The organism is Mycobacterium sp. 141, assembly GCF_000382405.1.
Classification (GTDB): domain Bacteria; phylum Actinomycetota; class Actinomycetes; order Mycobacteriales; family Mycobacteriaceae; genus Mycobacterium.
The window spans coordinates 205,609-226,409 of sequence record NZ_KB908256.1; the positions used below are offsets into that span (position 1 = coordinate 205,609).

The following is a 20,801-nucleotide window of genomic DNA, read 5'->3' on the forward strand; positions in this document are numbered from 1 at the left end:
TACAGTATTACATATGGTGTCAATCAGTAACGATGGGGCGGGGGAGCCTCTGGGAGACCGGATCCTCGATGCGGCCGCCGGCTGCGTACTGGCATACGGCATCGACCGGGTCACCTTGGCTGAAATCGCTCGCCGCGCAGGTGTCAGCCGGCCGACTGTCTACCGCCGCTTCCCGGACACCCGTTCGATCCTGGCCGCGCTGCTCACTGCGCGGATCGTGCATGTGCTCGACGACGTCGACAGCACAGGACCCGGGCGTGCGGCCTTGGTGACGCGGATCGTGCAGGTCGCGCAGCGGCTGCGGCGTGACGACGTGATCATGGCCGTGCTGCACACCGCACCTGAGCTGGCCATGGTGTACATCGCCGAACGACTGGGCACCAGCCAGCAGATCCTGATCGATGCGGTCGCCGGGGAGCTCAAGCTCGCGCAGGAAGACGGCAGTGTGCGGGAAGGCGATCCGCGCCAACTCGCCACCATGTGCCTGCTGATCACGCAGTCGGCGATCCAATCGGCGCAGATGGTCGAGCCGATCTTGGATGCCGATGCGCTCGCCGGTGAACTGACCCACGCACTGAACGGATACCTCACACCATGACCCGCTCCGCCGCACTCAACCGGGCCCGCCGGGTCACCGAACTCGCTGCCCTGGCCGATGGCGAGCACCTCGATGTGCTTGTCATCGGGGGCGGCATCACCGGCGCCGGCATCGCACTCGACGCCGCCACCCGCGGGCTGAGCGTAGCGCTGGTGGAGAAACACGATCTGGCGTTCGGCACGAGCCGCTGGAGCTCCAAACTGGTGCACGGTGGGCTGCGCTACCTCGCGACCGGAAATGTCGGCATCGCCCGGCGTAGCGCCATCGAACGCGGAATCCTGATGACCCGCAACGCCCCTCACCTGGTCAAGGCCATGCCGCAGCTGGTCCCGCTGTTACCGTCGATGAACCGTACTTCGCGGGCATTGGTCCGCACCGGGTTCGTCGCCGGGGATGCTCTGCGCAAACTCGCGGGAACCCCCGCCAGGGTGTTGCCGCGGTCGCGCCGGGTGGACGCCGCCCGTGCGGTCGAGCTGGTACCCGCTGTGCGTACCGACGGTCTCGACGGCGCATTTCTGGCCTACGACGGTCAGCTCATCGACGACGCCCGGCTGGTGGTCGCCGTCGCGCGCACGGCTGCCCAACACGGCGCTCGGATCCTGACCCGGTTGGCCGCGACTGCCGCGCAAGGTGATTCGGTCACGCTCACCGAGCAGGTCACAGGCGAGACGTTCGACGTGACCGCCCGTGCCGTGATCAACGCCGCCGGCGTCTGGGCGGGCGAGGTGGACCCGTCCATTACGCTACGGCCAAGTCGCGGCACGCATTTGGTGTTCGACGCTTCAGTCTTCGGCAATCCGACTGCGGCGCTGACCGTCCCGATACCGGGCGAGTTGAACCGGTTCGTGTTTGCCATGCCCGAACAGCTCGGCCGGGTGTATCTGGGACTCACCGATGAGGCTGCTCCGGGACCGATACCCGATGTGCCGCAACCGACTCCGAGTGAGATCAGCTTCCTGCTCGACACCGTGAACATCGCTTTGGCCACCGCGCTGACCACCGCCGATGTGCGGGGTGCGTACGCGGGGCTGCGACCGCTGATCGACATTAGCGCGGACGCGAGGAGCATCAAGGGCACGGACGCGAGGAGCACCAAGGGCACGGACGCGAGGAGCACCAAAGGCAGAGGCGAAGGGCCCAGCAGAACTGCCGACGTATCCCGGGAGCACGCCGTGGTCGAATCGTCCAGCGGCGTGCTGAGTGTCATCGGAGGCAAGCTCACCGAATACCGTTACATGGCCGAAGACGTCCTGGATCGTGCGGTCGCGTTGCGCGGCTTGCCCGCCACCGCTTGCCGCACCCGCAACCTGCCCCTGGTTGGTGCCCCGGCCAATCCGGTGTCGACCTTGCGCGCGCCGGTGGAACTGCCACTGTCCCTGGTGGCCCGCTACGGCGCCGAGGCGCCCAACGTCGTCACGCAAGCCGGGTGCGATCGCCCGACCGAGCCGGTGGCCGACGGAATCGACGTGACGCGAGCGGAATTCGAGTACGCGGTGACGCATGAGGGTGCGCTGACCGTCGACGACATCCTGGATCGTCGCACCCGCATCGGGCTGGTGGCCGGCGACCGGGCCGGGGCCGCCGAGGTTGCCGCGGAGTTCCTGGCGCGAGTGCGACCGCGGGTATATTAGGGCGGAACTGATCCGTATCGACAGGATGGTCTGTTATGGCAGGTGCCGCGTCGACATCAAACCCGCGCCGCAGCCCCGGGCGCTTGGACCGGTCTCGTGACCCAGAGATTCTCGATGCGGCACTGCGGGGTGTGGCCGAACTGGGCTATGACCGGCTCAGCATGGACGATATTGCGGCACGGGCCGGCGTTGGCAAGGCCGCGATCTATCGTCGTTGGCCGTCGAAGCCCGTGGTGGTCGCCGACGCGATCGCGCACTGGCGGCGTCGCCAGGGGTCGGTCGAGCCGCCCGATACCGGAAGCCTGCGCGGCGATATCGAAGCGCTTGTCGCCGCGGTGCCCGAATTCGATGATGCTGGTCTGGGCACAATTCAGGTGATTGTCGGGGTGGCGACGGCCGCGATGCACAGTCCCGTCCTGGCGGCCGCCCTCGATGACCTTGTGCTTTCCCCGCCGCGCCAAATGGTCCGACTGCTGCTCGACCACGCGCAGGCGCGCGGGGAGATCCCGCCCGGCCGCGACCTGAGCCTGATACCCGATGTTGCATTGGGTCTCAACGTATTGCGGGTGATGACCGGACGTCCGATCGATCGGGTCTTTGTGCGACGCGTCCTCGAAGACGTGATCCTGCCGCTTGCCGGGGCTCCAACGCCCTAGCGGTTGCGCATCGCGCCCGGCGGTGCCACATTGGGGGTTAGACGGAACTACTTAGTTCCGTATGGAGAGGAGGGTGCGATGAATGACGTTCGGACCCCCGTACTGATCGTCGGCGCGGGCGTCGCAGGGCTGGCCTGTGCGGATCTGCTGGCCCAGCACGGCGTCGAATCGGTGTTGGTGGAGAAACGGCGCGAGACCTTCGTCCACCCGAAGGCCCGCAACCTGACCTTCCGCACCCTCGAGATCCTGCGCGCACTCGGCCTGGGCGACCAGGTGCACGCCATCGCCGACGGCGTTTCGGGCGTGGTTCTCAAACCGACCCTGAACAGCCCCTCAGCGGAACCGGCGATGGACGTCGACGCGATCTTCGACGAGTTCGTCGGCCTCAGCCCGGAACCGGTGGCCCAGTACTGCCCGCAGAGCCACCTGGAACCGATACTGCTGGCCGACATCCGTCGTCGGGGCAGCCAGGTTCGATATGGCACGAGCCTGTCGAGTTTCACCGAGGACGCCGACGGTGTCACGGCCGAGTTGAGCTCGGAGACCGGGACCGAGACAGTGCACGCCGACTATCTGATCGCCGCCGACGGTGTGCACAGCCCGATCCGCACCACGCTCGGCATCGATACGTCGGGCTATGGGGCACTGCCGATCTTCGTGGTGTTCATCTACTTTCGCGGCCGCTGGCGGGCGCTCGTGCCCGAACTCGGCGAGGGTGACGCGATCCAGGTCCGCAACTCTGAGGCGGATGGCATCTTCCTGGCAATCGACGGTGACCGCGGCATGTTCATCACCACATATCTGCCCCAACGCGGTGAATCGGCAGAGCAGTTCACGCCGGAGCATTGTCGACGGGTGCTCACCGCGGCGATCGGAGAATCGGTCGACCTGGAGATCATCGAGGTGGCGCCGTGGCAGCCGTACGAGCAGGTCGCCACCCAATTCCATAGCGGGCGAATCTATCTGGTTGGCGATGCCGCGCATACCATGCCGCCGTTCAAGGCCGGCGGTGCGAACACGGCCATCCAGAGCGCTCACAACCTGGCCTGGAAGCTGGCCGCCGTGCACCATGGCACTGCCGGGCCCGGTCTGCTCGTGACCTATCACGACGAGCGGTATCCGATCGGCCGGTTCGCTGCCCGCCAGTCGCTGGTTGGACCGCCGCTGGCTCTGCTCAAGCTCGACGGCACGGCACCGGGCCTGTCGGCCGGGGAAGAAGCACCGCTGTTCACCATGGTGCTTGGTTACCAATACCATTCGGCGGCAGTGGCTTCCGCCAATACGTCACCTGGTGCCGTGGCCTTCGTCGACGCACTGACCGGTCAACCGGGAACCCGTATGCCCCATATCTGGCTACCCCGCGACGGGAAGCGGGTATCCACCCTCGATCTGATCGGGCCAGGGTTCACCCTGTTCATCGTGGGGGAGCCGGCGGCGTGGACGGCTGCGGCTGCACGTGTGGCGGCCACGTTCGGAGTGGAGGTCGCGGTGCATGCGCTGGGCGACGACGGTGTGGCGCACACCGGACTCGGCGCCGGCGGTGCGCTGTTGGTGCGGCCCGACGACTTCGTCGGTTGGCGTACCGAGATCCTGCCCGCCGATCCGGAAGCCGCTCTGCGGCAATCACTTTCTGCGATCCTCGACCGGTGAGGGCGGTTCGTCGGCCAGGATGGCGTCGCGTATCGTCGAGGCGGTGTGACGCTGCCAGAGCGCCTGAATGGGCACCAGCAACGGCGGATCCAGGTCGATGACCGCTACTCGTCCGGCCATGGCGGGACCGGCCGGTGTCGTCACGAACGCGAGCGCGCCGGTGGTGAGCGGCGCGGCGACCGTGGCGGCCCCCTGGACCCGGCTCACCACGTAATCCGGCTCGAACCCAGCGCGGCGGCAGGCGCCCATCAGAAAGTCGCTGTAGTAGGACGCGCCCGGTGGTGCCCACAGGGCGATCCGCTCGCCGGCCACTTCGGCGATGTCGATCGTCGCGCGCCCGGCCAGCGGGTGCTCGGCCGGTACCGCCAGCCGCACTCGGTCGTACCCGACGATAGCGGTGGCCAGTTCGCTGGTCGGCACCACGGCGCGGCGCAGGCCCAGCGCCACGGTGCCGTCGAGCACCGCGTCGGCCAGTTGATCAGGGTAGAGCTGCCGGAACGTGAACGACGTGTCACTGTAAGCGGTGATGGCCCGGTCCAGCCGCGTGTACACCTCGGCGCCGCTCAGGGCGGGGGTATGGCCGACGATGTACACCTCGTCGGTGCCGGCGGCTTGCCGGACGCGCTCGGAGACCGTGAGGGCCGCGGCCAGCAGAACGCGGCCCTCGCTTTGCAGCAATTCGCCGGCCCGGGTGAGGACGACCCTTCGGCCCTCGCGGACGAACAGTGACGTGGCGAGCTCTTTTTCCAGCTGAGAAACCGAGCTGCTCAGCGCCTGCTGGCTCAGGTGCAGCTCGGCGGCGGCCCGGGTGAAGCCTCCAGCTTCAGCGACCGCGATGAAATGCCGCAATCGCCGCAGGTCGGGGATACGCTCGCTCATCGCGTCAGCTTATTCACAAGTAGCAGTTGTTGAAAGACCGTATTCTTGCGTTATTCATTTGTGAATCTGCTGGCTAACCTCGGAACCATGAGCACACTGGAAGGCAAATCCGCGATCGTTGCGGCAGGCGCCAAGAACCTGGGCGGTCTGATCAGCACCACTCTCGCTGAGCGGGGCGTCAACGTCGCCGTCCACTACAACAGTGCGTCCACCGAGGCCGATGCCGACAAGACGGTTGCCGTGGTGCAGGACGGCGGGGTCAAGGCCATCAAGGTGCAGGGTGATCTCACCGTGCCTGTCAATGTCGAGAAACTCTTCGACGCCGCGGTCGACGCGTTCGGCAGTGTCGACATCGCGATCAACACCGTTGGCAAGGTGCTGCGCAAGCCATTCGTGGAAACCACTGAGGCCGAATACGATTCGATGTTCGACATCAACGCCAAGGCGGCCTACTTCTTCCTGCAGCAGGCAGGCAAGCGGCTCAACGACAACGGCTCGGTGGTCACCATCGTCACCGCGTTGCTGGCCGCCTACACCGATGGTTACTCGACGTATGCCGGCTCGAAGAGCCCAGTCGAACACTTCACCCGCGCGGCGTCCAAGGAATTCGGGGTGCGCGGCATCAACGTCAACAACGTCGCGCCCGGGCCGATGGACACACCGTTCTTCTACCCGCAGGAGACTCCCGAGCGCGTCGAGTTCCACAAGTCCCAGGCCATGGGCAATCGGTTGACCGAGATCACCGACATCGCGCCGCTCGTGGTGTTTCTCGCCGGTGAAGGGCACTGGATCAACGGGCAGACCATCTTCGCCAACGGCGGTTACACCACGCGGTAGCCGCACCGAAATGCCGAATGGCCAGTTATTGCACGGCTTTTCGCCTTGGGTGGTGTGCAATAACTGGCCATTCACGCCAGCTGAGTGGTTACAGCGGGATGTTCTTGTGGCGACCGCGGCGATGCGGTGTTTCGGCGAGTGCCTGGGTGATCTTGCTGCGAGTATGCGCCGGGTCGATCTTTTCGTCGACCACGCCGATCTCGATCGCGGAATCCACGCCGCCGGTGATGCGCTCGTGCTCGATCGCCAGTTCCTCGTGCAGGGCGTCGCGCTCTGCCGGATCGGCGACGGCGGCCAGCTTCTTCTTGTGCAGGATGCCGACTGCGGCCTTGGCGCCCATCACGGCGACCTCGGCGTCCGGCCAGGCGAACACCTTGGTGGCGTTGAGCGACCGGGCGTTCATCGCGATGTAGGCACCGCCGTAGATCTTGCGGGTCACCAGCGTGACGCGGGGGACCGTCGACTCGCCGAAGGCGTGCAGCAGCTTGGCGCCGCGGCGCACCACGCCGCCCCATTCCTGGTCCACACCGGGCAGGTAACCGGGCACATCGACCACGACCACCAGTGGGACCCCGAACGCGTCGCACAACCGCACGAAACGCGCTGCCTTCTCGGCACTTTCGGAGTTCAGGCAGCCGCCCAGGCGCAACGGGTTGTTGGCGATCACGCCGACGGTACGGCCGGCCAGTCGTCCGAGGCCGACGACGATCGACGGTGCCCACTTGCCCTGGAATTCCTCGAACGGCACACCCTCGTCGAGCAGAGCGGTGATCAGCGGGTGCACGTCGTAGGCGCGGCGTGCCGACTCGGGCAGCAGCGCGTGCAGGTCGGTGTCACCGGACTCGGCCTTGCTGCGGTCGAAATGACCCTGCTGGCAGAACAATCCGACCAGGCGACGGCCCCGCTCGTAGGCGTCGAGCTCGTCGTCGGCGACGATGTGGCACACGCCGGACTTCTTGTGGTGGGCGTCGGGGCCGCCGAGCGACACCATGTCGACGTCCTCGCCGGTGACGCTGCGCACGACGTCGGGGCCGGTGACGAACACCTTACTGTCCGGGGCCATGACGATCACGTCGGTTAGGGCGGGCCCGTAGGCCGCGCCGCCGGCGGCGAAGCCGACGACCACAGAGATCTGCGGGATGTATCCGGACGCACGGATCATCGCCTCGAACACGAGGCCGACCGCGTGCAGGGCCTTGACGCCCTCGGCCAGCCGGGCGCCACCCGAGTGCCAGATGCCGACGATGGGATTCTGGTCTGCGATGGCGGTGTCGTAGGCGTTGACGATGTGGGCGCAGCCGTCCACACCCATCGCACCGCCCATGACGGTGCCGTCGGTGCAGAAGGCGACGGTCCGAACACCGTTGACGGTGCCCGCGGCGGCGAGCACACCGGAACGATCACGCTCGTGCAGGAGCTCGACGTCGCAGCCGTCGTCGAAGAACGTCTTCAGTCGGAGCAGTGGGTCGCGCGGATCGAGTGACTCGGCAGCCGCCTCGGGGGCCATGATGGTCATACAAACCTCCTTGTAGCTGTCGGATGCCGGCCAGCCTTGCGGGAAATGCTGTGTGTCAGTACTTCCCGAAGGTGAGCGCGACGTTGTGCCCACCGAATCCGAAAGAGTTGTTGATTGCGTACTGGTAGTTACCCTGCCTCGGCTCGCCGGCGACGACGTCGAGGTCGATCTCCGGGTCGAGGTTGTGCAGGTTGAGGGTCGGCGGAATGATGCCTTCCTTCAATGCCAGCACCGTGAGGATGGACTCGACCGCTCCGACCGCTCCGACCGAATGGCCCAGGGCCGACTTCGGGGCGTACACGGCCGGCTTGTGGCCGCCCATCGCGTTGTTGATCGCTTTGCCCTCGGCGACGTCACCGACGCTGGTTCCGGTGGCGTGGGCGTTGACATGGTCGATGTCGCCGGGCTGCAGACCCGCCAGCTGGATGGCACGGGTCATCGCGTGACCGGCTTGCTCGCCGTTCGGATCCGGGGCCACGATGTGGTAGCCGTCGGAGGTCACGCTCGCGCCCATCAGCCGGCCCAGGATGTTGGCGCCGCGGGCCTTGGCGTGCTCTTCGGTCTCGATGACCAGCAGGGCGCCCGCCTCACCGAAGACGAATCCGTTGCGGTCCCTGTCGAACGGGCGACAGGCGCCCTGCGGATCGTCGTTGCTGTTGGACAGCACGATGCGCATCTGGGCGAAGCCGGCGATCGGCACGGCTTCGATCTTGGTTTCCACCCCACCGCAGATGGCGATATCGGCTTCGCCGAACACGATGTTGCGCCACGCGTTCGCGATGGCTTCGGAACCGGACGCACAAGCCGAGATCAGGGTGCTCACCCCGGCCTTGGCGTGGCGCTCGAGTCCGACGGCGGCGGCAGCGCCATTGGGCATGTACATCTGCACGACCAGTGGTGACACGGCGCGCAGCCCTTTGTTCCGCAGGCCGTCGTAGGCGTATACCAACTCCTCGGCCGATCCCATACCGGTGCCGATCGACACCATGAGTCGTCGGGTATCGACCTCCGGTGAGCCTGCGTTTGCCCATACCCGGCGGCCGATCACCGTCGACATCTTCTGTAGATAGGACAAGCGACGCAGCTCGACACGAGTCAGCTCGTGATCGAAATCTTCCAGAAGGTGCCCACCGATACGAACCGGCAGGTCGTACTGCTCGACGAACGGATCGGTGAGTAACCGGATGCCGCTCTGGCCGTCGAGCAGTTTCTTCCAGGTGCTTTCCGCATCAGTTGCCAGCGCCGTCGACATGGCTACGCCGGTGACAACCACGTTGGGCAGACCGTTACCCGTGGACAATCCCGCCATATTTACGGTGTCTTTCCTTCCGTGCCTTACTGCTTGAGCGTCAGTACCGTCCGAAGGCCAGGGCCACATTGTGGCCACCGAATCCGAACGAGTTGTTGATGGCGTACTGGTATTCGCCGTACCGAGGCTCGCCTGCAACGATATCGAGATCAATCTCAGGATCAGGCGTCTCGTAATTCAGTGTCGGGGGGATGACGCCGTCGCGCAGCGCCAGCACCGTCAGGATCGACTCCAGGGCACCCACGGCGCCGATGGAGTGGCCCAGGGCCGACTTCGGTGCGTACACCGCGGCATGCTCCACGCCGGCGACCCGGATGGCATTCGCCTCGGCGACATCGCCGATCGAGGTGGACGTGGCGTGGGCGTTGACGTGCTGGATGTCCTTGGGATCCAGTCCCGCGGTCTCCATCGCACGTTTCATCGCCTGGCCGGCCCGCAGGCCGTCCGCTGCCGGAGCGACCATGTGGAAGGCGTCGGAGGTGATACCGGCACCCAGGATGCGGGCCAGCGGCTTGGCGCCGCGGGCTAGGGCGTGCTCCTCGGTCTCGATGATCATGAGCGCACCGGCCTCGCCGAAGACGAACCCGTCACGGTCCTTGTCGAACGGACGCGACGCTGCCTCGGGATCGTCGTTGCGGGTCGACATCGCACGCATCATCGAGAACGCCGCGATGGGCAGCGCCTCAATGGCACCCTCGACGCCACCGCAGACGGCGAAGTCGGCATCACCCATGACGATCTGACGCCAGGCGTGGGCGATACCCTCCGAGCCCGACGAACAGGCCGACACCGGCGTGATGACCCCGGCGCGGGCGCCGAGCTCGAGGCCGACGACTGCGGCCGCACCGTTGGGCATGATCATCTGAACGGCCAGCGGGGACACCTTGCGGGGCCCGCCCTCGTTCATCGCGTCATAGGTCTCGACGATCTTCTCACCGCCACCGAGCCCGGTGCCGATCACGACCGCAAAACGGTCGGGGTCGACCTCGGGGCTACCCGCGGTTTCCCACAACTGTTTGCCGAGGTACTTGGCCATCCGCTGCACGTAGGACATGCGGCGCATCTCCAGGCGGGTCATCAGTGGATCGAGCGGCTCCTTGAGGTGGCCGCCGATCTTGGCTGCAAGATCCCACTTTTCGACGAAGTCGTCTTCGAGGACGCGGATACCGCTCTCGCCTGCCAGCAGGCCCTTCCACGTGCTCTCGATATCCGGCGCGATCGAGGTCGTCGCCGTAACGGCGGTTACCACAACATTGGGGTAACCGCCATTAGCAGTGGAAGGCCTCGTCACTGGTCTGCCGAGAACTTCTCACGCAGGGCGGCGGCGGCCTCGGGGTTCTCTTCCTCGAGCTTCTGGATGTAGGCGACGACGTCACCGACGGTCCGCAGACCGGCCAGATCCTCATCCGGGATCTTCACGCCGTACTTGTCCTCGGTCTGCACCGCGATCTCCACCATCGACAGCGAGTCGATGTCCAGGTCGTCGACGAAGCTCTTCTCCGGGGTCACCTCAGACGGCTCGATGCCGGTGACCTCTTCGATGATCTCGGCGAGACCGGCAATGATTTCTTCCTGACTGGCGGCCACTGTGGCTCCTTCTCATTGGTGTTGGTATGTCCCCCTGTGCGGAGGACTCTTTGGAACGTCTTTGTGTCGTGCTGGTCGAACGGATCTAGAGCTCGGTGAGCGTTTCGAGGTCGTCCGGGGACTTGATCGGACGAGTTGGGGTGCCCTTCAGTTCCCGTTTGGCGATTCCCACGAGCGTTCCGGCGGGCGGGAACTCGACAATCCCGGAGGTGTTGCGGTCGCGGAGCGTGGCGGTGCACAGGTCCCAACGCACAGGCTTGGTCAGCTGGGCGATCAGCTTCTGCATCGCGTCGGCGGCCGAAGCCACGGGCTGCCCGTCGGCGTTCGACAGAAGCGTCGCGGTAGGTTCAGCGGTCGTTACAGACTCCGCAGCCGCGGCGTACCCGTCGAGCGCGGAAGCCATGAACTGGGTGTGGAAAGCGCCTGCAGTAGCGAGCTGGCGCACCCGAGCCTTGGCCGGCGGGTCTTCGGCCAGTTTTTCCAGCGCCGACACGGTGCCGGCGGCCACGATCTGGCCTGCGGCGTTTCGGTTGGCCGGGACCAGGTCGAGTCGAGCCAGCGTTTCAAGTACGGAGGCCTCGTCGCCGCCCAGCACCGCCGACATGCCGGTGGGCTCGATGGCGCAGGCCTTGGCCATCTCGGCGCCGCGGGTGGCGGCCAGCTTGACCGCATCGTCGGCGGAGATCACGCCGGCGATCGCGTAGGCAGCGATCTCACCGACGGAATGGCCTGCGACGATGATCTCGGCGGGAGCGATCTTGTCGAGTACACCGCGCCGGACGAGTTCTTCATGGGCCAGCAGCGTCGCCGCCACCACGAGCGGCTGTGTCACCGCGGTGTCGGTGATCTCCTCGGCCGTTGCCGTGGTGCCCAGACGGGCCAGATCCAGTCCGCTGATCTGCGACCAGGTCGCGAGACGGTCAGCGGCGCCCGGCAGCTCCAGCCAGGGGGCGAGCATGCCGGGTGTCTGCGAGCCCTGTCCGGGGGCAAGCAATGCGAGCACGGGTCCTTGAGGCACGTCTTTAAGAGAACACTGTGAAGATGGTTTTGCGCCGTGTAAGAGATTATGAACCTTGTCTTATGTTTTTGTGGAAAGTCCACAAAAGTGCACGTGATGCGACATGCCCGATACCTCACCGCGACACATGTTTGTCGTGAGATTGCCGCTACCAGGCCCGACGCCCGCCCCCGCCGGCCGGTCCGACGGCGGGAACGGCCTTGGCGATGCTGTTTGGCGTCCTCGACTGAGACGGCTGCGCACTCAACCGTCCGACGGTGGCCGCTACCCGCAATACATAGGCGTCCCGGGGTACCGCGGGGTCACGTCCGGTGAAGTCGGCGATCCGTTTTAGTCGGTACCGCACCGTATTTGGATGAACGAACAATTTGCGGGCGCAGGCCTCGATCGCACCCCCGGAATCGAGGTAGGCGTCGAGGGTTTCGGTGAGTGCTGGACCCGCGTCGGCGAGCGGTCGCATCACCTCGGTTGCCAACGTCGCGATCGCGTCCAGATCACCCAATAGCGCCCGCTCCGGCAGCAGTTCGCGAGCCGGGACCGGTCGAGGCGCACCGCTCCACCCGGCCACGGCGTTCATTCCGGAGATGGCCTCGGTCGCGCTGCGGTGCGCGGCCGCCAGGGTGTGGGCCAACGGACCGATCACCACCGGGCCGTCGGCGAACACGATCATCAGTTCAGACAGGAACCGGTCGGTCGGCGACAACGGGCCGGACACGATGGTGACGAGCCAGGTGCCGTGCACATCCGACAGTGCTGTCCGGTCGTGGCGCTGCACCACGTCACGTACGTCGTCGCTGGCCAAGTCTATGCGGTCCGGGTGGGGCAGGCCCACGATCACTGTGGCGGGGGCGGTGGCATCCCAGTTCAGTGCGGCAGCCTGGGACTGCAACTCGGGGCCGACGTCACCGCGCACCACTGCGTCGACGACGTTGGCCTCCATCCGTCTGTCCCAGGCGCCGCGGGCCTCGGCCTGGTCGGCGTAGGCACTGGCGGCGGCGAACGCCAGGTCGCGGCTGTACCGCAGGATCCCAGCGGTCAGCGCGGTCAGCTGCTCCTCCGAGCGCGCCAGCAGCGGTACAACTTCCTCGAAGAACTCCATGGTGGTGCGCACCATCTCCACCGACTGCCGTAGGGCGATCCGGCGCCGCAGATCTTGGGGCACAACCTCGAAGGCCTGTGCGGTGTACCCGACGTCGCTCTGCGGGTTGCGCATCCACTCCACGAAGTTGACGACGGCAGTCTGGACCACCAGCTGCACGCTTGCCCGCTGCGATGCGTCGAGCTCGGCGAAAAACGACAAGCGGTCTTCCATCGCGTGCACGGCCTCGGTGGCGAGCCGGCCGGAGTATTGCTTCAGCCGGCGCAGCACCGAGTCCGGCACTGCTTCCAAAACCTCGACCGTGGTCTTCGGCGGGACAAACCGTTTGTCGGTCATCCCTAAAAGCTACGCCGATGTTCTAGTCGATTCCTCCAAACCCTTCTCCGCGAGCAGACACCTAGGTACGCGACACGCCGCATTTCGGGTACCGCAGTGTCTGCTCGCGGAGAAAGTTATGCGCTGCCGGTGTCTGCGTAGGAGATTGCGGCGGCGGCGACGTCGTCGATGCGGTACTTGCGAGCGGCTTCGGCGGCAGCTGAGGCATCGATGTTGCCGTCGCGGGCGAGCCCTTCCAGTACCGCGACGACAACGGATTCGGCGTCGGTGTTGAAGTAGCGGCGCGCGGCGGGGCGAGTGTCGGAGAAGCCGAACCCGTCGGTGCCCAGCGTGATGTAGGTGCCGGGGACCCAGGGGCGGATCTGCTCGGGCACCGCCCGCATCCAGTCGGATACGGCCACCACCGGGCCGGTCGCCCCGGCCAGTGCGGTGGTCACAAAGGGTGTCTGCGACGGCTGATCGGGATGGCGCAGCCGGTGGCGTTCGATCTCCACCCCCTCGCGGTTGAGCTCACCCCAGCTGGTCACCGACCACACATCCGCGGCGACATCCCACTGCTCGGCCAACAGATCTGCCGCCCGCAGGGCTTCGGGCATCGCCACGCCGGAGGCCAGGATCTGGGCGCTGTGGGCCCGCGGCTCGGCGGCGGCGCGGTAGCGGTACATGCCGCGGAGCAGGGCTTCGGTGTCCAGGCCGTCGGGTTCGGCGGGCTGCACGTACGGCTCGTTGTAGATGGTGATGTAGAAGAACACGTTCTCGGGGTGCTCGCCGTACATCCGCTGCAGGCCGCTTTCGATGATGTGGGCGATCTCGTAGGCGAACGCCGGGTCGTAGGTGACCGCGGCGGGGTTGGTAGAGGCGAGCAGCAGCGAGTGCCCGTCGGCGTGTTGCAGGCCTTCGCCGGTCAATGTGGTGCGACCCGCGGTGGCGCCGAGCACGAAGCCCTTGGCCATCTGATCGGCCGCCGCCCACAACCCGTCGCCGGTGCGCTGGAACCCGAACATCGAGTAGAAGATGTAGATCGGGATCATCGGCTCGTCGTGGGTCGAATACGAGGTGCCGACCGCCGTGAACGACGAAGTGGACCCGGCCTCGTTGATGCCCTCGTGCAGGATGTGCCCGGCTTCGGATTCCTTGTAGGCCAGCATCAATGCCGAGTCCACCGAGGTGTAGAGCTGCCCGTTGCGGTTGTAGATCTTCAACGACGGGAACCACGAGTCCATGCCGAAGGTACGGGCCTCATCGGGAATGATCGGCACCAGCCGCGGCCCGATGTTCTTGTCGCGCAACAGTTCCTTGAAGGTGCGCACCGTGGCCATGGTGGTGGCCACGGCCTGGTTGCCCGAACCCTTCCTCAGCGCCTTGTACGTCTCGGGAGCGGGCAGCGCCAACGGAGTGCTCTTGTTGCGCCGCGCGGGCACGAATCCGCCCAGGGCGCGGCGACGATCCAGCAGATAGCGGATCTCGGGGGTCTGCGGGCCCGGGTGGTAGTAGGGCGGCAGGTAGGGATCTTCCTCGAGCTGGGCATCGGAGATGGGGACTCGGGTGACATCGCGGAAATTTTTGAGGTCTTGCAGCGCCAGCTTCTTCATCTGGTGCGTGGCGTTGCGGCCCTCGAAGTGTTGTCCGAGGGTGTAGCCCTTGATGGTCTTGGCCAAGATGATGGTGGGCTGGCCCTTGTGTTCGGTGGCGGCCCGGTAGGCGGCATACACCTTGCGGTAGTCGTGGCCGCCGCGTTTGAGGTTCCAGATCTCCTGATCGGTCATCGGCTCGACGAGGGCCTTGGTGCGTGGGTCACGGCCGAAGAAGTGGTCGCGCACGTAGGCGCCGTCGTTGGCCTTGTAGGTCTGGTAGTCCCCGTCGGGGGTGATGTTCATCAGGTTCACCAGCGCACCGTCGCGGTCGGCGTGCAGCAGGGCATCCCATTCACGGCCCCAGACCACCTTGATGACGTTCCAACCGGCCCCGCGGAAGAACGACTCCAGTTCCTGGATGATCTTGCCGTTGCCACGCACCGGGCCGTCGAGACGTTGCAGGTTGCAGTTCACCACGAAGGTCAGGTTGTCCAGCGCCTCGTTGGCGGCCACCTGGATGAGGCCGCGGCTTTCCGGCTCGTCCATCTCACCGTCGCCGAGGAACGCCCACACGTGCTGATCGGAGGTGTCCTTGATGCCGCGGTCGTGCAGGTAGTGGTTGAACCGGGCCTGATAGATCGCGTTCATCGGGCCCAGGCCCATCGACACCGTCGGGAATTCCCAGAAGTCGGGCATCAACCGCGGGTGCGGATACGACGGCAGGCCGCCGCCCGGATGGCTGTGCTCCTGGCGGAAACCGTCGAGTTGATCAGCGGTCAGCCGGCCTTCCAGGAAGGCACGCGCGTAGATACCGGGGGAGGCGTGGCCCTGGATGAAGACCTGATCCCCGCCACCGGGGTGGGATTTGCCGCGGAAGAAATGGTTGAAACCCACCTCGTACAACGACGCTGACGAAGCGTAGGTGGAGATATGTCCGCCCACGCCGACCCCCGGGCGTTGCGCGCGGTGCACCATGATGGCGGCATTCCACCGGATCCAGGCGCGGTAGCGCCGCTCGACATCCTCATCGCCGGGGAACCACGGCTCCAGATCGGTCGGGATGGTGTTGACATAGTCAGTCGAGGTCAGCGCCGGGATTGCCACCCGCTTCTCCCGGGACCGTTCCAGCAGGCGCAGCATCAGATACCGGGCCCGGGCCGGCCCCGAACGCGCTAGCAACTCGTCGAACGACTCCAGCCACTCCCCGGTCTCATCGGTATCGATATCGGGAAGATAGGACGCAACCCCCTCCCGAATCACCCGAACCCGATCGGATTCTGCTGCGGTGATGGAGTTTTGAGCCAGGTCTTGGCGCGCGAACTCGGTGGTCAACTTCCGCTCCTTGTTAGGCGGTTAACAACTCATGGGTGCTTGTGGCGCCCTCTATCGTCCACCTATCGTGCCGTATTCGTGCCGTTGGGGTGTCCAGTGCAATGAACCCATCGGAATGGGCTCCAGCCGGTAACGTCTGCAGATCGTGCGGGTGGGTGGACAGTGGCGGGCGAGGCTGCGAATCGCCGGGGTCGTGGTCGGGAGTGCGGCGACGGCTGCCATGGTGATTGTCGGCTGCACGCGGATGTCCGCTGGTGTACCCGTCGCTGACCAGCAGGAAGCCCAGCTGTACCGCGCCTCGATATCGGCATCGATCGACGCCTCGAAGTCCAGCTCGGCGACCCGGGAGTCGGAACGCCAGGCGGCATCGACCACCCAGGCAGTCCGGACCGTGTGTGAGGACATGAGCACCTCGTCGGTGGACGCGGTCAACGCCGTCAACGCTTACGTCGCCGCCGCGAACAACCACGGCGATGTGCAGTCGAAGGTCGCATCGGCCGCCGATGCCCTCAATCACAGTGCTGACCTGGTAAGTTCCGGTATCGTCGATGCGCTCGCGCCGGATCTGCGCGCAGCGCTGACCGAGTGGGTGGACTCCGCCCGGGCGCTGGCGACGGCCATTTCGAACGATGCCGCGGTCGATACGATCAACGCGGCAACCGACCGGTCCAACACCGCCAAGACCGACGCGCTGGACCGGTGCGACAAGGCGTATCGATGAACTGACCGGCACGCGCCCGCGCTTGGACATCGACATGCGACGATTAGGACGAAAACGCATCGGCAGCGCACAAGAAAGCCTGAAGGAGGATCGACGGTGGTCGCGGCGGGGAAGGACTCTGACCCGAACTACGCCCAAAGTCTGGGCATCAACAAGGATCAGGTAGTCCAGGAATTGGGCTGGGATGAGGACACCGACGACGACATCCGGGCCGACATCGAGGATGCGTGCGGCTCCGAGCTGCTCGACGAAGATGCGGACGAAGTGGTCGACGTCGTCTTGCTGTGGTGGCGGGACGGCGACGGGGACCTCGTGGACCGGCTTATGGACGCCATCACCCCGCTGGCCGAGGACGGCGTGATCTGGGTGGTGACGCCCAAGACCGGCAAGTCCGGCCACGTGCAGCCCGCCGAGATCGCCGAATCGGCTCCGACCGCCGGGTTGATGCAGACCTCATCGGCCAAGCTGGGGGACTGGACGGCGAGCCGGTTGGTGCAGCCGAAGTCCAAGGCGGCTGGTAGGCGATGAGCGCTTGCGCGAAGAGCCAAAAGCACCGCTAGTGCTCCAGGTGGGAACTGCGGCACCGGATTTCACGCTGCGGGATCAGAACGGCCGTCCGGTGACTCTGAGCGGCTTCCGCAACGCCAAAGATGTGCTGCTGGTGTTCTTCCCATTGGCATTCACCGCTGTCTGCCAAGGCGAGCTCGACGAGATCCGGGACAATCTGGCCGGCTACCAGAACGAGGACACCGCAACGCTGACGATCTCCGTCGGGCCCCCACCGACCCACAAGATCTGGTCCGGCCAAAGCGGTTTCACCTTCCCGGTGCTGTCCGACTTCTGGCCGCACGGCGCCGTCGCGCAGGCCTACGGCGTCTTCAACGACGACGCCGGCTATCCGAACCGCGGCACCTTCGTCGTCGACCGGTCGGGCATCATCCGGTTCGCCGAGGTGATGGAACCGGGTCAGCCACGCGATCAATCCGCGTGGCGACAGGCCTTGGCGGCGCTACGCGCGTAGCGGATTTCCCGTCGTGCCGCCGTGCCGTGTACCGTGCTGCGACGGGGCGCGTAGCTCAGTGGTAGAGCTCTGGTTTTACACACCAGCGGTCGGCGGTTCGATACCGTCCGCGCCCACCAACAAATCACCAGGTAGAAGCCGGTTTTCCGGTTTGGTACTTAGCCCCGGCGAACCCCCGACTGGCCAAGAACTGGCCAACGGATCAGGCTTCACCGCTGCCGGTGGCGCTGTTGGCTGTCGGTGCCCCGGCGTTCAATGTCTTCATGTTGATATCGCCCGTATACCGGGACTGCGTTTGCTTCGTCTATGGCACGTTCGGCGGCGAACCTAAGCCTTGTCGGCACGGCATTCTTCCTCGGGTTGGCAACGCCGCCGGTTCGGTGGGTCGTCGTGGTGACGGCGCTTCACGTGGTGGCCAACATCCAACAGAGAAGCGACGACGGGAAGACATATCTGCGTGTCAACACCAAGGATGGCGGGTTCCGGTTGGTGGAAATCGAGGCCGAAAAGTGGATGAAGCCAGACGTATCCGAGGAGGTCATCGACATTGCGTTCTGTCAATGGGAATCACTGCCAAACTCGTCAGAGTTCGACATTCGCTGTGTTGGTTCGGAGCTGGCGGCGACGCCCGAAGTGATCGCGTCCGAGCAGATCGGTATCGGGAACGAGGTTGCGTTTGCCGGACTGTTCGTCAGGCACCACGGCAAGCAACGTAACGAGCCGATGATGCGGTTTGGAAATATCTGCGCGATGCCCACGGATCCTGTCGCCTCACGGATCGGGGAAATTGAGGCATACCTGGTGGAGTCGCGGTCGGTCGGTGGCCTGAGCGGGTCGCCGGTATTCGTGGACGTTGGGCTCTTACGGCTTGAGGGAAATGTTCGCCAATATCGACGCGGCGATGACAAGCCAGCGCTCTATCTGCTCGGCGTGGTCCAAGGGCACTGGGATGCGCCCATCGAATCCGCCCCCGCGGATAAGGGCATTACGTCGGCAGTGGTGACGCCGGAGCTGGTGAACATGGGAATTGCGGTCGTCACCCCCATGAGCAAGGTGTTCGACGTGATAGATCGGTCCCTCTACGGCAAAGCAATTCGGTCGTTCGCCGCGAAATTCCAGGAGGCACCGCCGACCTTGGATGATCTGGACGAACACGGGCAGATCAAGTTTGAAGTGCAGATTCCGCCCGACGACGATGACGATGACACGAAGGAATGAGTCGTCAGGCGTCGTCACTGCCGCTGGCACGTGACCGGCCCAGCAGCGCATCGCCCGCCGACGCCAGCGCGTCGTCGTAGACGTGGCCGTACACCCGCAGGGTGATGGCCGGATCGTGGCCCAGCCACTTGGCCGTAGCCGACGGTGTGGTGCCGCCGTCGAGCAGCATCGTGGCGGCGGTGTGCCGAACGTCGTGCAGCCGGATCACCGGCACCCCTGCCGCTACGCAGTGGCCGCCGAACGCCTTGGAGTAGGTCTCGGGCCGGATGGGGGAGCCGTCCGCATTGACTGCCACCAGGCCGGTATTGGGCCAGCCACCACCGAGCGCCAGGTGCTCCTCGGCCTGCTGGGTCTTGAAGGTCCGCAGCGCCGCCAGCACATCGCTGGGCATCGGCAGGGTCCGCGCGGAGCGGACGGACTTCGGCGCACCGGTTACCGTGCCACCACCGACAACCACCCGCCCCTGAGCAACGGTGATGGTCCCGGCGTCGTGGTCCACGTCTTCCCAGCGCAGGCCCAGCACCTCCGACCGGCGCAGCCCGGCCAGCGTCAACAGCCAGCACGCCGCCAGCCGGTCGTCGGCCACGTGGGCGCGGAACGCCGCCGCCTGTTCGGGTGTCCACGTGGCCATCTCGGCGGCGGTGATCTTGGGACATTTCACCAGTGACCAGTGGAGCCGCCGCGCTGTTGAGCTGGCGCGCGACGTGGGCGCATCAGAAATCTCCGTGGAAGCGTTCGCCGCCAGGGCCACCTACACGCGCCTGGTCACCGAGGCGCTGCCCAAGTACACGCTGAACAGACCGGTGCGGGTGACCGGATGGCCACCAAAGGCACTGACCGGGGCAAGGGCGATGCCGTGGCACGCGCCACCGGACTGCTGGCCGCGCTGGAGACCGGCCGTTGCCGGGTGGCTGGGTATCGCCCGACTTCGAGGCCCAGGCGTGCGCGTGGGAGGCTGGGCAGCACCAGCCCGATCGGGTAGCGGCGGCGGTGGTCGCCTACGACGTGCTGGTGCATTCAGCCGGTGCCCAGATGCATATCGTCACCCCGATGGACGCCGCCCGCCGTGCCCGCGAAGGCAAGCTTGGCCCGCCGCCGGACTGGATGCGCCGCAAGATCGGCCCGGCATGACCACGATGACGAACTGCTCCAACCCCAACGGTTCTGGTGGCCGGCTGGCCCAGCTGGGCCGCGCGAAGGTACGTGCCGACATGTCGACACCGGCCCTGCCTGATCAGCTGGTCGGGTGTCAGTGCGGGCGCTGCGCCCCGCCGCGCTGGACGCCTGCCGAGGTGGAGGCTGCCGTGCGGCACCTGAGCAACCGCCAGGCGCTCGACCTGGCCCTGGAACGCGTAGCGGTGAGCAGCTTCACCAGCTGTGACCGCTGCGGCGCGTGGGTGCCAACGCTGCGGCCGGTCGAACCCGCCAGTGCCGATGGCTGCGAGGTGTTCAGGTTGCCGGTGGTCGGGCCGAGCTGAGTCCTTAATTAGGCCAGAAGATCAAAAACTGTGGTGTCGTTACCAGGACACCAATCGCGCCGACCAGCAGGAATGCAGCGATTCCGGCCAAGAACGCGGCTAGATTCCACCGAGACTCCGGTGCCCAGTTCTTCGTTTGGAGATACGCCACTATCGCAATAACGGCCCAGACCGCGATACCGAGAAAATACCCGTTGTAGAGCGCGTAACCCGGCGGAAAGCCAAAGACGCCGAGCGCCATGCTGCACGCAAGAAACAGCAACATTCCTATTCCGACGCCAACAGCGAAAAGGACTACCCGCAGTGCGACCGATTTAAGCTGCTGCGTCATCGTTGAATCA

General features: G+C 65.8%; 21 protein-coding genes and 1 tRNA gene. 12 read left to right on the forward strand and 10 right to left on the reverse strand.

All coding sequences use genetic code 11. The features are described from left to right. Positions 1 to 13 precede the first annotated feature (13 nt). From H276_RS0103710 to H276_RS0103725, 4 genes are all read left to right on the forward strand, one after another. Positions 14 to 598, forward strand: a complete 585-nt coding sequence (locus H276_RS0103710; protein ID WP_019969963.1) for a TetR/AcrR family transcriptional regulator — start codon at positions 14 to 16, stop codon at positions 596 to 598. Continuing rightward, a complete protein-coding gene (locus H276_RS0103715; RefSeq protein WP_019969964.1) occupies positions 595 to 2,229 on the forward strand; it encodes a glycerol-3-phosphate dehydrogenase/oxidase in 1,635 nt (544 codons plus the stop codon). The genes H276_RS0103710 and H276_RS0103715 overlap by 4 nt, the downstream gene beginning before the upstream one ends. A gap of 35 nt (positions 2,230 to 2,264) precedes the next feature. Then, entirely contained in the window at positions 2,265 to 2,885 is a 621-nt protein-coding gene (locus tag H276_RS0103720) for a TetR/AcrR family transcriptional regulator (RefSeq protein WP_019969965.1), read from the forward strand. 78 nt (positions 2,886 to 2,963) lie between these two features. Continuing rightward, complete coding sequence (locus tag H276_RS0103725) at positions 2,964 to 4,535, forward strand: FAD-dependent monooxygenase (protein ID WP_019969966.1); 1,572 nt, start codon at positions 2,964 to 2,966, stop codon at positions 4,533 to 4,535. Here H276_RS0103725 and H276_RS0103730 read toward each other — a convergent pair. Further along, on the reverse strand, positions 4,509 to 5,414 hold the full coding sequence (locus tag H276_RS0103730) for a LysR family transcriptional regulator (protein WP_019969967.1): 906 nt from the start codon (positions 5,412 to 5,414) through the stop codon (positions 4,509 to 4,511). The genes H276_RS0103725 and H276_RS0103730 overlap by 27 nt on opposite strands. Positions 5,415 to 5,501: 87 nt before the next feature. On the opposite strand from H276_RS0103730, the gene H276_RS0103735 reads away from it, so the two are divergent. After that, complete coding sequence (locus H276_RS0103735; RefSeq protein ID WP_026356554.1) at positions 5,502 to 6,251, forward strand: SDR family oxidoreductase; 750 nt, start codon at positions 5,502 to 5,504, stop codon at positions 6,249 to 6,251. Between the two features lie 88 nt (positions 6,252 to 6,339). On the opposite strand, the gene H276_RS0103740 is transcribed toward H276_RS0103735, so the two are convergent. The 7 genes from H276_RS0103740 to aceE form a co-directional block, all read right to left on the reverse strand. Beyond that, positions 6,340 to 7,767 carry an acyl-CoA carboxylase subunit beta gene (locus tag H276_RS0103740; RefSeq protein WP_019969969.1) on the reverse strand — a complete coding sequence of 476 codons (1,428 nt, stop codon included), beginning with the start codon at positions 7,765 to 7,767 and terminating at the stop codon, positions 6,340 to 6,342. Positions 7,768 to 7,822: 55 nt separating this feature from the next. Then, entirely contained in the window at positions 7,823 to 9,076 is a 1,254-nt protein-coding gene (kasB, locus tag H276_RS0103745) for a 3-oxoacyl-ACP synthase KasB (RefSeq protein WP_019969970.1), read from the reverse strand. A gap of 40 nt (positions 9,077 to 9,116) precedes the next feature. Beyond that, positions 9,117 to 10,367, reverse strand: coding sequence for a 3-oxoacyl-ACP synthase KasA (gene kasA / locus H276_RS0103750; RefSeq protein WP_026356555.1), 1,251 nt, complete (start codon positions 10,365 to 10,367; stop codon positions 9,117 to 9,119). Then, positions 10,364 to 10,663: a meromycolate extension acyl carrier protein AcpM gene (gene acpM / locus H276_RS0103755; protein WP_018599434.1), complete on the reverse strand. Its 300-nt coding sequence runs from the start codon at positions 10,661 to 10,663 to the stop codon at positions 10,364 to 10,366. The genes kasA and acpM overlap by 4 nt, the downstream gene beginning before the upstream one ends. Before the next feature lie 85 nt (positions 10,664 to 10,748). Beyond that, positions 10,749 to 11,666, reverse strand: a complete 918-nt coding sequence (locus H276_RS0103760; RefSeq protein ID WP_155942938.1) for an ACP S-malonyltransferase — start codon at positions 11,664 to 11,666, stop codon at positions 10,749 to 10,751. Positions 11,667 to 11,829: 163 nt separating this feature from the next. Further along, the gene (locus H276_RS0103765; RefSeq protein WP_019969973.1) at positions 11,830 to 13,116 is read right to left on the reverse strand and encodes a CdaR family transcriptional regulator; all 1,287 of its coding nucleotides are present in this window, start codon (positions 13,114 to 13,116) and stop codon (positions 11,830 to 11,832) included. Between the two features lie 116 nt (positions 13,117 to 13,232). Beyond that, complete coding sequence (aceE, locus tag H276_RS0103770) at positions 13,233 to 16,022, reverse strand: pyruvate dehydrogenase (acetyl-transferring), homodimeric type (protein WP_019969974.1); 2,790 nt, start codon at positions 16,020 to 16,022, stop codon at positions 13,233 to 13,235. Positions 16,023 to 16,167: 145 nt separating this feature from the next. Here aceE and H276_RS0103775 point away from each other — a divergent pair, with 145 nt between their 5' ends. The 5 genes from H276_RS0103775 to H276_RS0103795 all read left to right on the forward strand — a co-directional run bounded on the left by H276_RS0103775 (position 16,168) and on the right by H276_RS0103795 (position 18,982). Next, positions 16,168 to 16,743 (forward strand): hypothetical protein, encoded by a 576-nt coding sequence (locus tag H276_RS0103775; RefSeq protein ID WP_019969975.1) that lies wholly within the window; start codon positions 16,168 to 16,170, stop codon positions 16,741 to 16,743. A 96-nt stretch (positions 16,744 to 16,839) separates the two neighbouring features. Then, positions 16,840 to 17,271 carry a DUF3052 domain-containing protein gene (locus H276_RS0103780; protein ID WP_019969976.1) on the forward strand — a complete coding sequence of 144 codons (432 nt, stop codon included), beginning with the start codon at positions 16,840 to 16,842 and terminating at the stop codon, positions 17,269 to 17,271. Positions 17,272 to 17,302: 31 nt separating this feature from the next. Further along, complete coding sequence (locus tag H276_RS0103785; RefSeq protein WP_019969977.1) at positions 17,303 to 17,764, forward strand: peroxiredoxin; 462 nt, start codon at positions 17,303 to 17,305, stop codon at positions 17,762 to 17,764. Positions 17,765 to 17,808: 44 nt separating this feature from the next. After that, positions 17,809 to 17,883: transfer RNA gene (locus tag H276_RS0103790), tRNA-Val, on the forward strand. A 187-nt stretch (positions 17,884 to 18,070) separates the two neighbouring features. Next, on the forward strand, positions 18,071 to 18,982 hold the full coding sequence (locus H276_RS0103795; protein ID WP_019969978.1) for a hypothetical protein: 912 nt from the start codon (positions 18,071 to 18,073) through the stop codon (positions 18,980 to 18,982). A 4-nt stretch (positions 18,983 to 18,986) separates the two neighbouring features. Here the strand turns inward: H276_RS0103795 and H276_RS24480 are convergent, their stop codons facing one another. After that, positions 18,987 to 19,643: a tyrosine-type recombinase/integrase gene (locus tag H276_RS24480; protein ID WP_019969979.1), complete on the reverse strand. Its 657-nt coding sequence runs from the start codon at positions 19,641 to 19,643 to the stop codon at positions 18,987 to 18,989. Between the two features lie 239 nt (positions 19,644 to 19,882). Here H276_RS24480 and H276_RS25600 point away from each other — a divergent pair, with 239 nt between their 5' ends. Together H276_RS25600 and H276_RS22520 are read left to right on the forward strand one after the other, a co-directional pair. Beyond that, positions 19,883 to 20,113, forward strand: a complete 231-nt coding sequence (locus tag H276_RS25600; RefSeq protein ID WP_026356556.1) for a hypothetical protein — start codon at positions 19,883 to 19,885, stop codon at positions 20,111 to 20,113. Further along, positions 20,110 to 20,460, forward strand: coding sequence for a hypothetical protein (locus tag H276_RS22520; RefSeq protein ID WP_019969980.1), 351 nt, complete (start codon positions 20,110 to 20,112; stop codon positions 20,458 to 20,460). Before H276_RS25600 ends, H276_RS22520 begins: the two co-directional genes overlap by 4 nt. A gap of 4 nt (positions 20,461 to 20,464) precedes the next feature. On the opposite strand, the gene H276_RS0103815 is transcribed toward H276_RS22520, so the two are convergent. After that, positions 20,465 to 20,791, reverse strand: coding sequence for a hypothetical protein (locus tag H276_RS0103815; protein ID WP_019969981.1), 327 nt, complete (start codon positions 20,789 to 20,791; stop codon positions 20,465 to 20,467). Between the last annotated feature and the right edge of the window lie 10 nt (positions 20,792 to 20,801).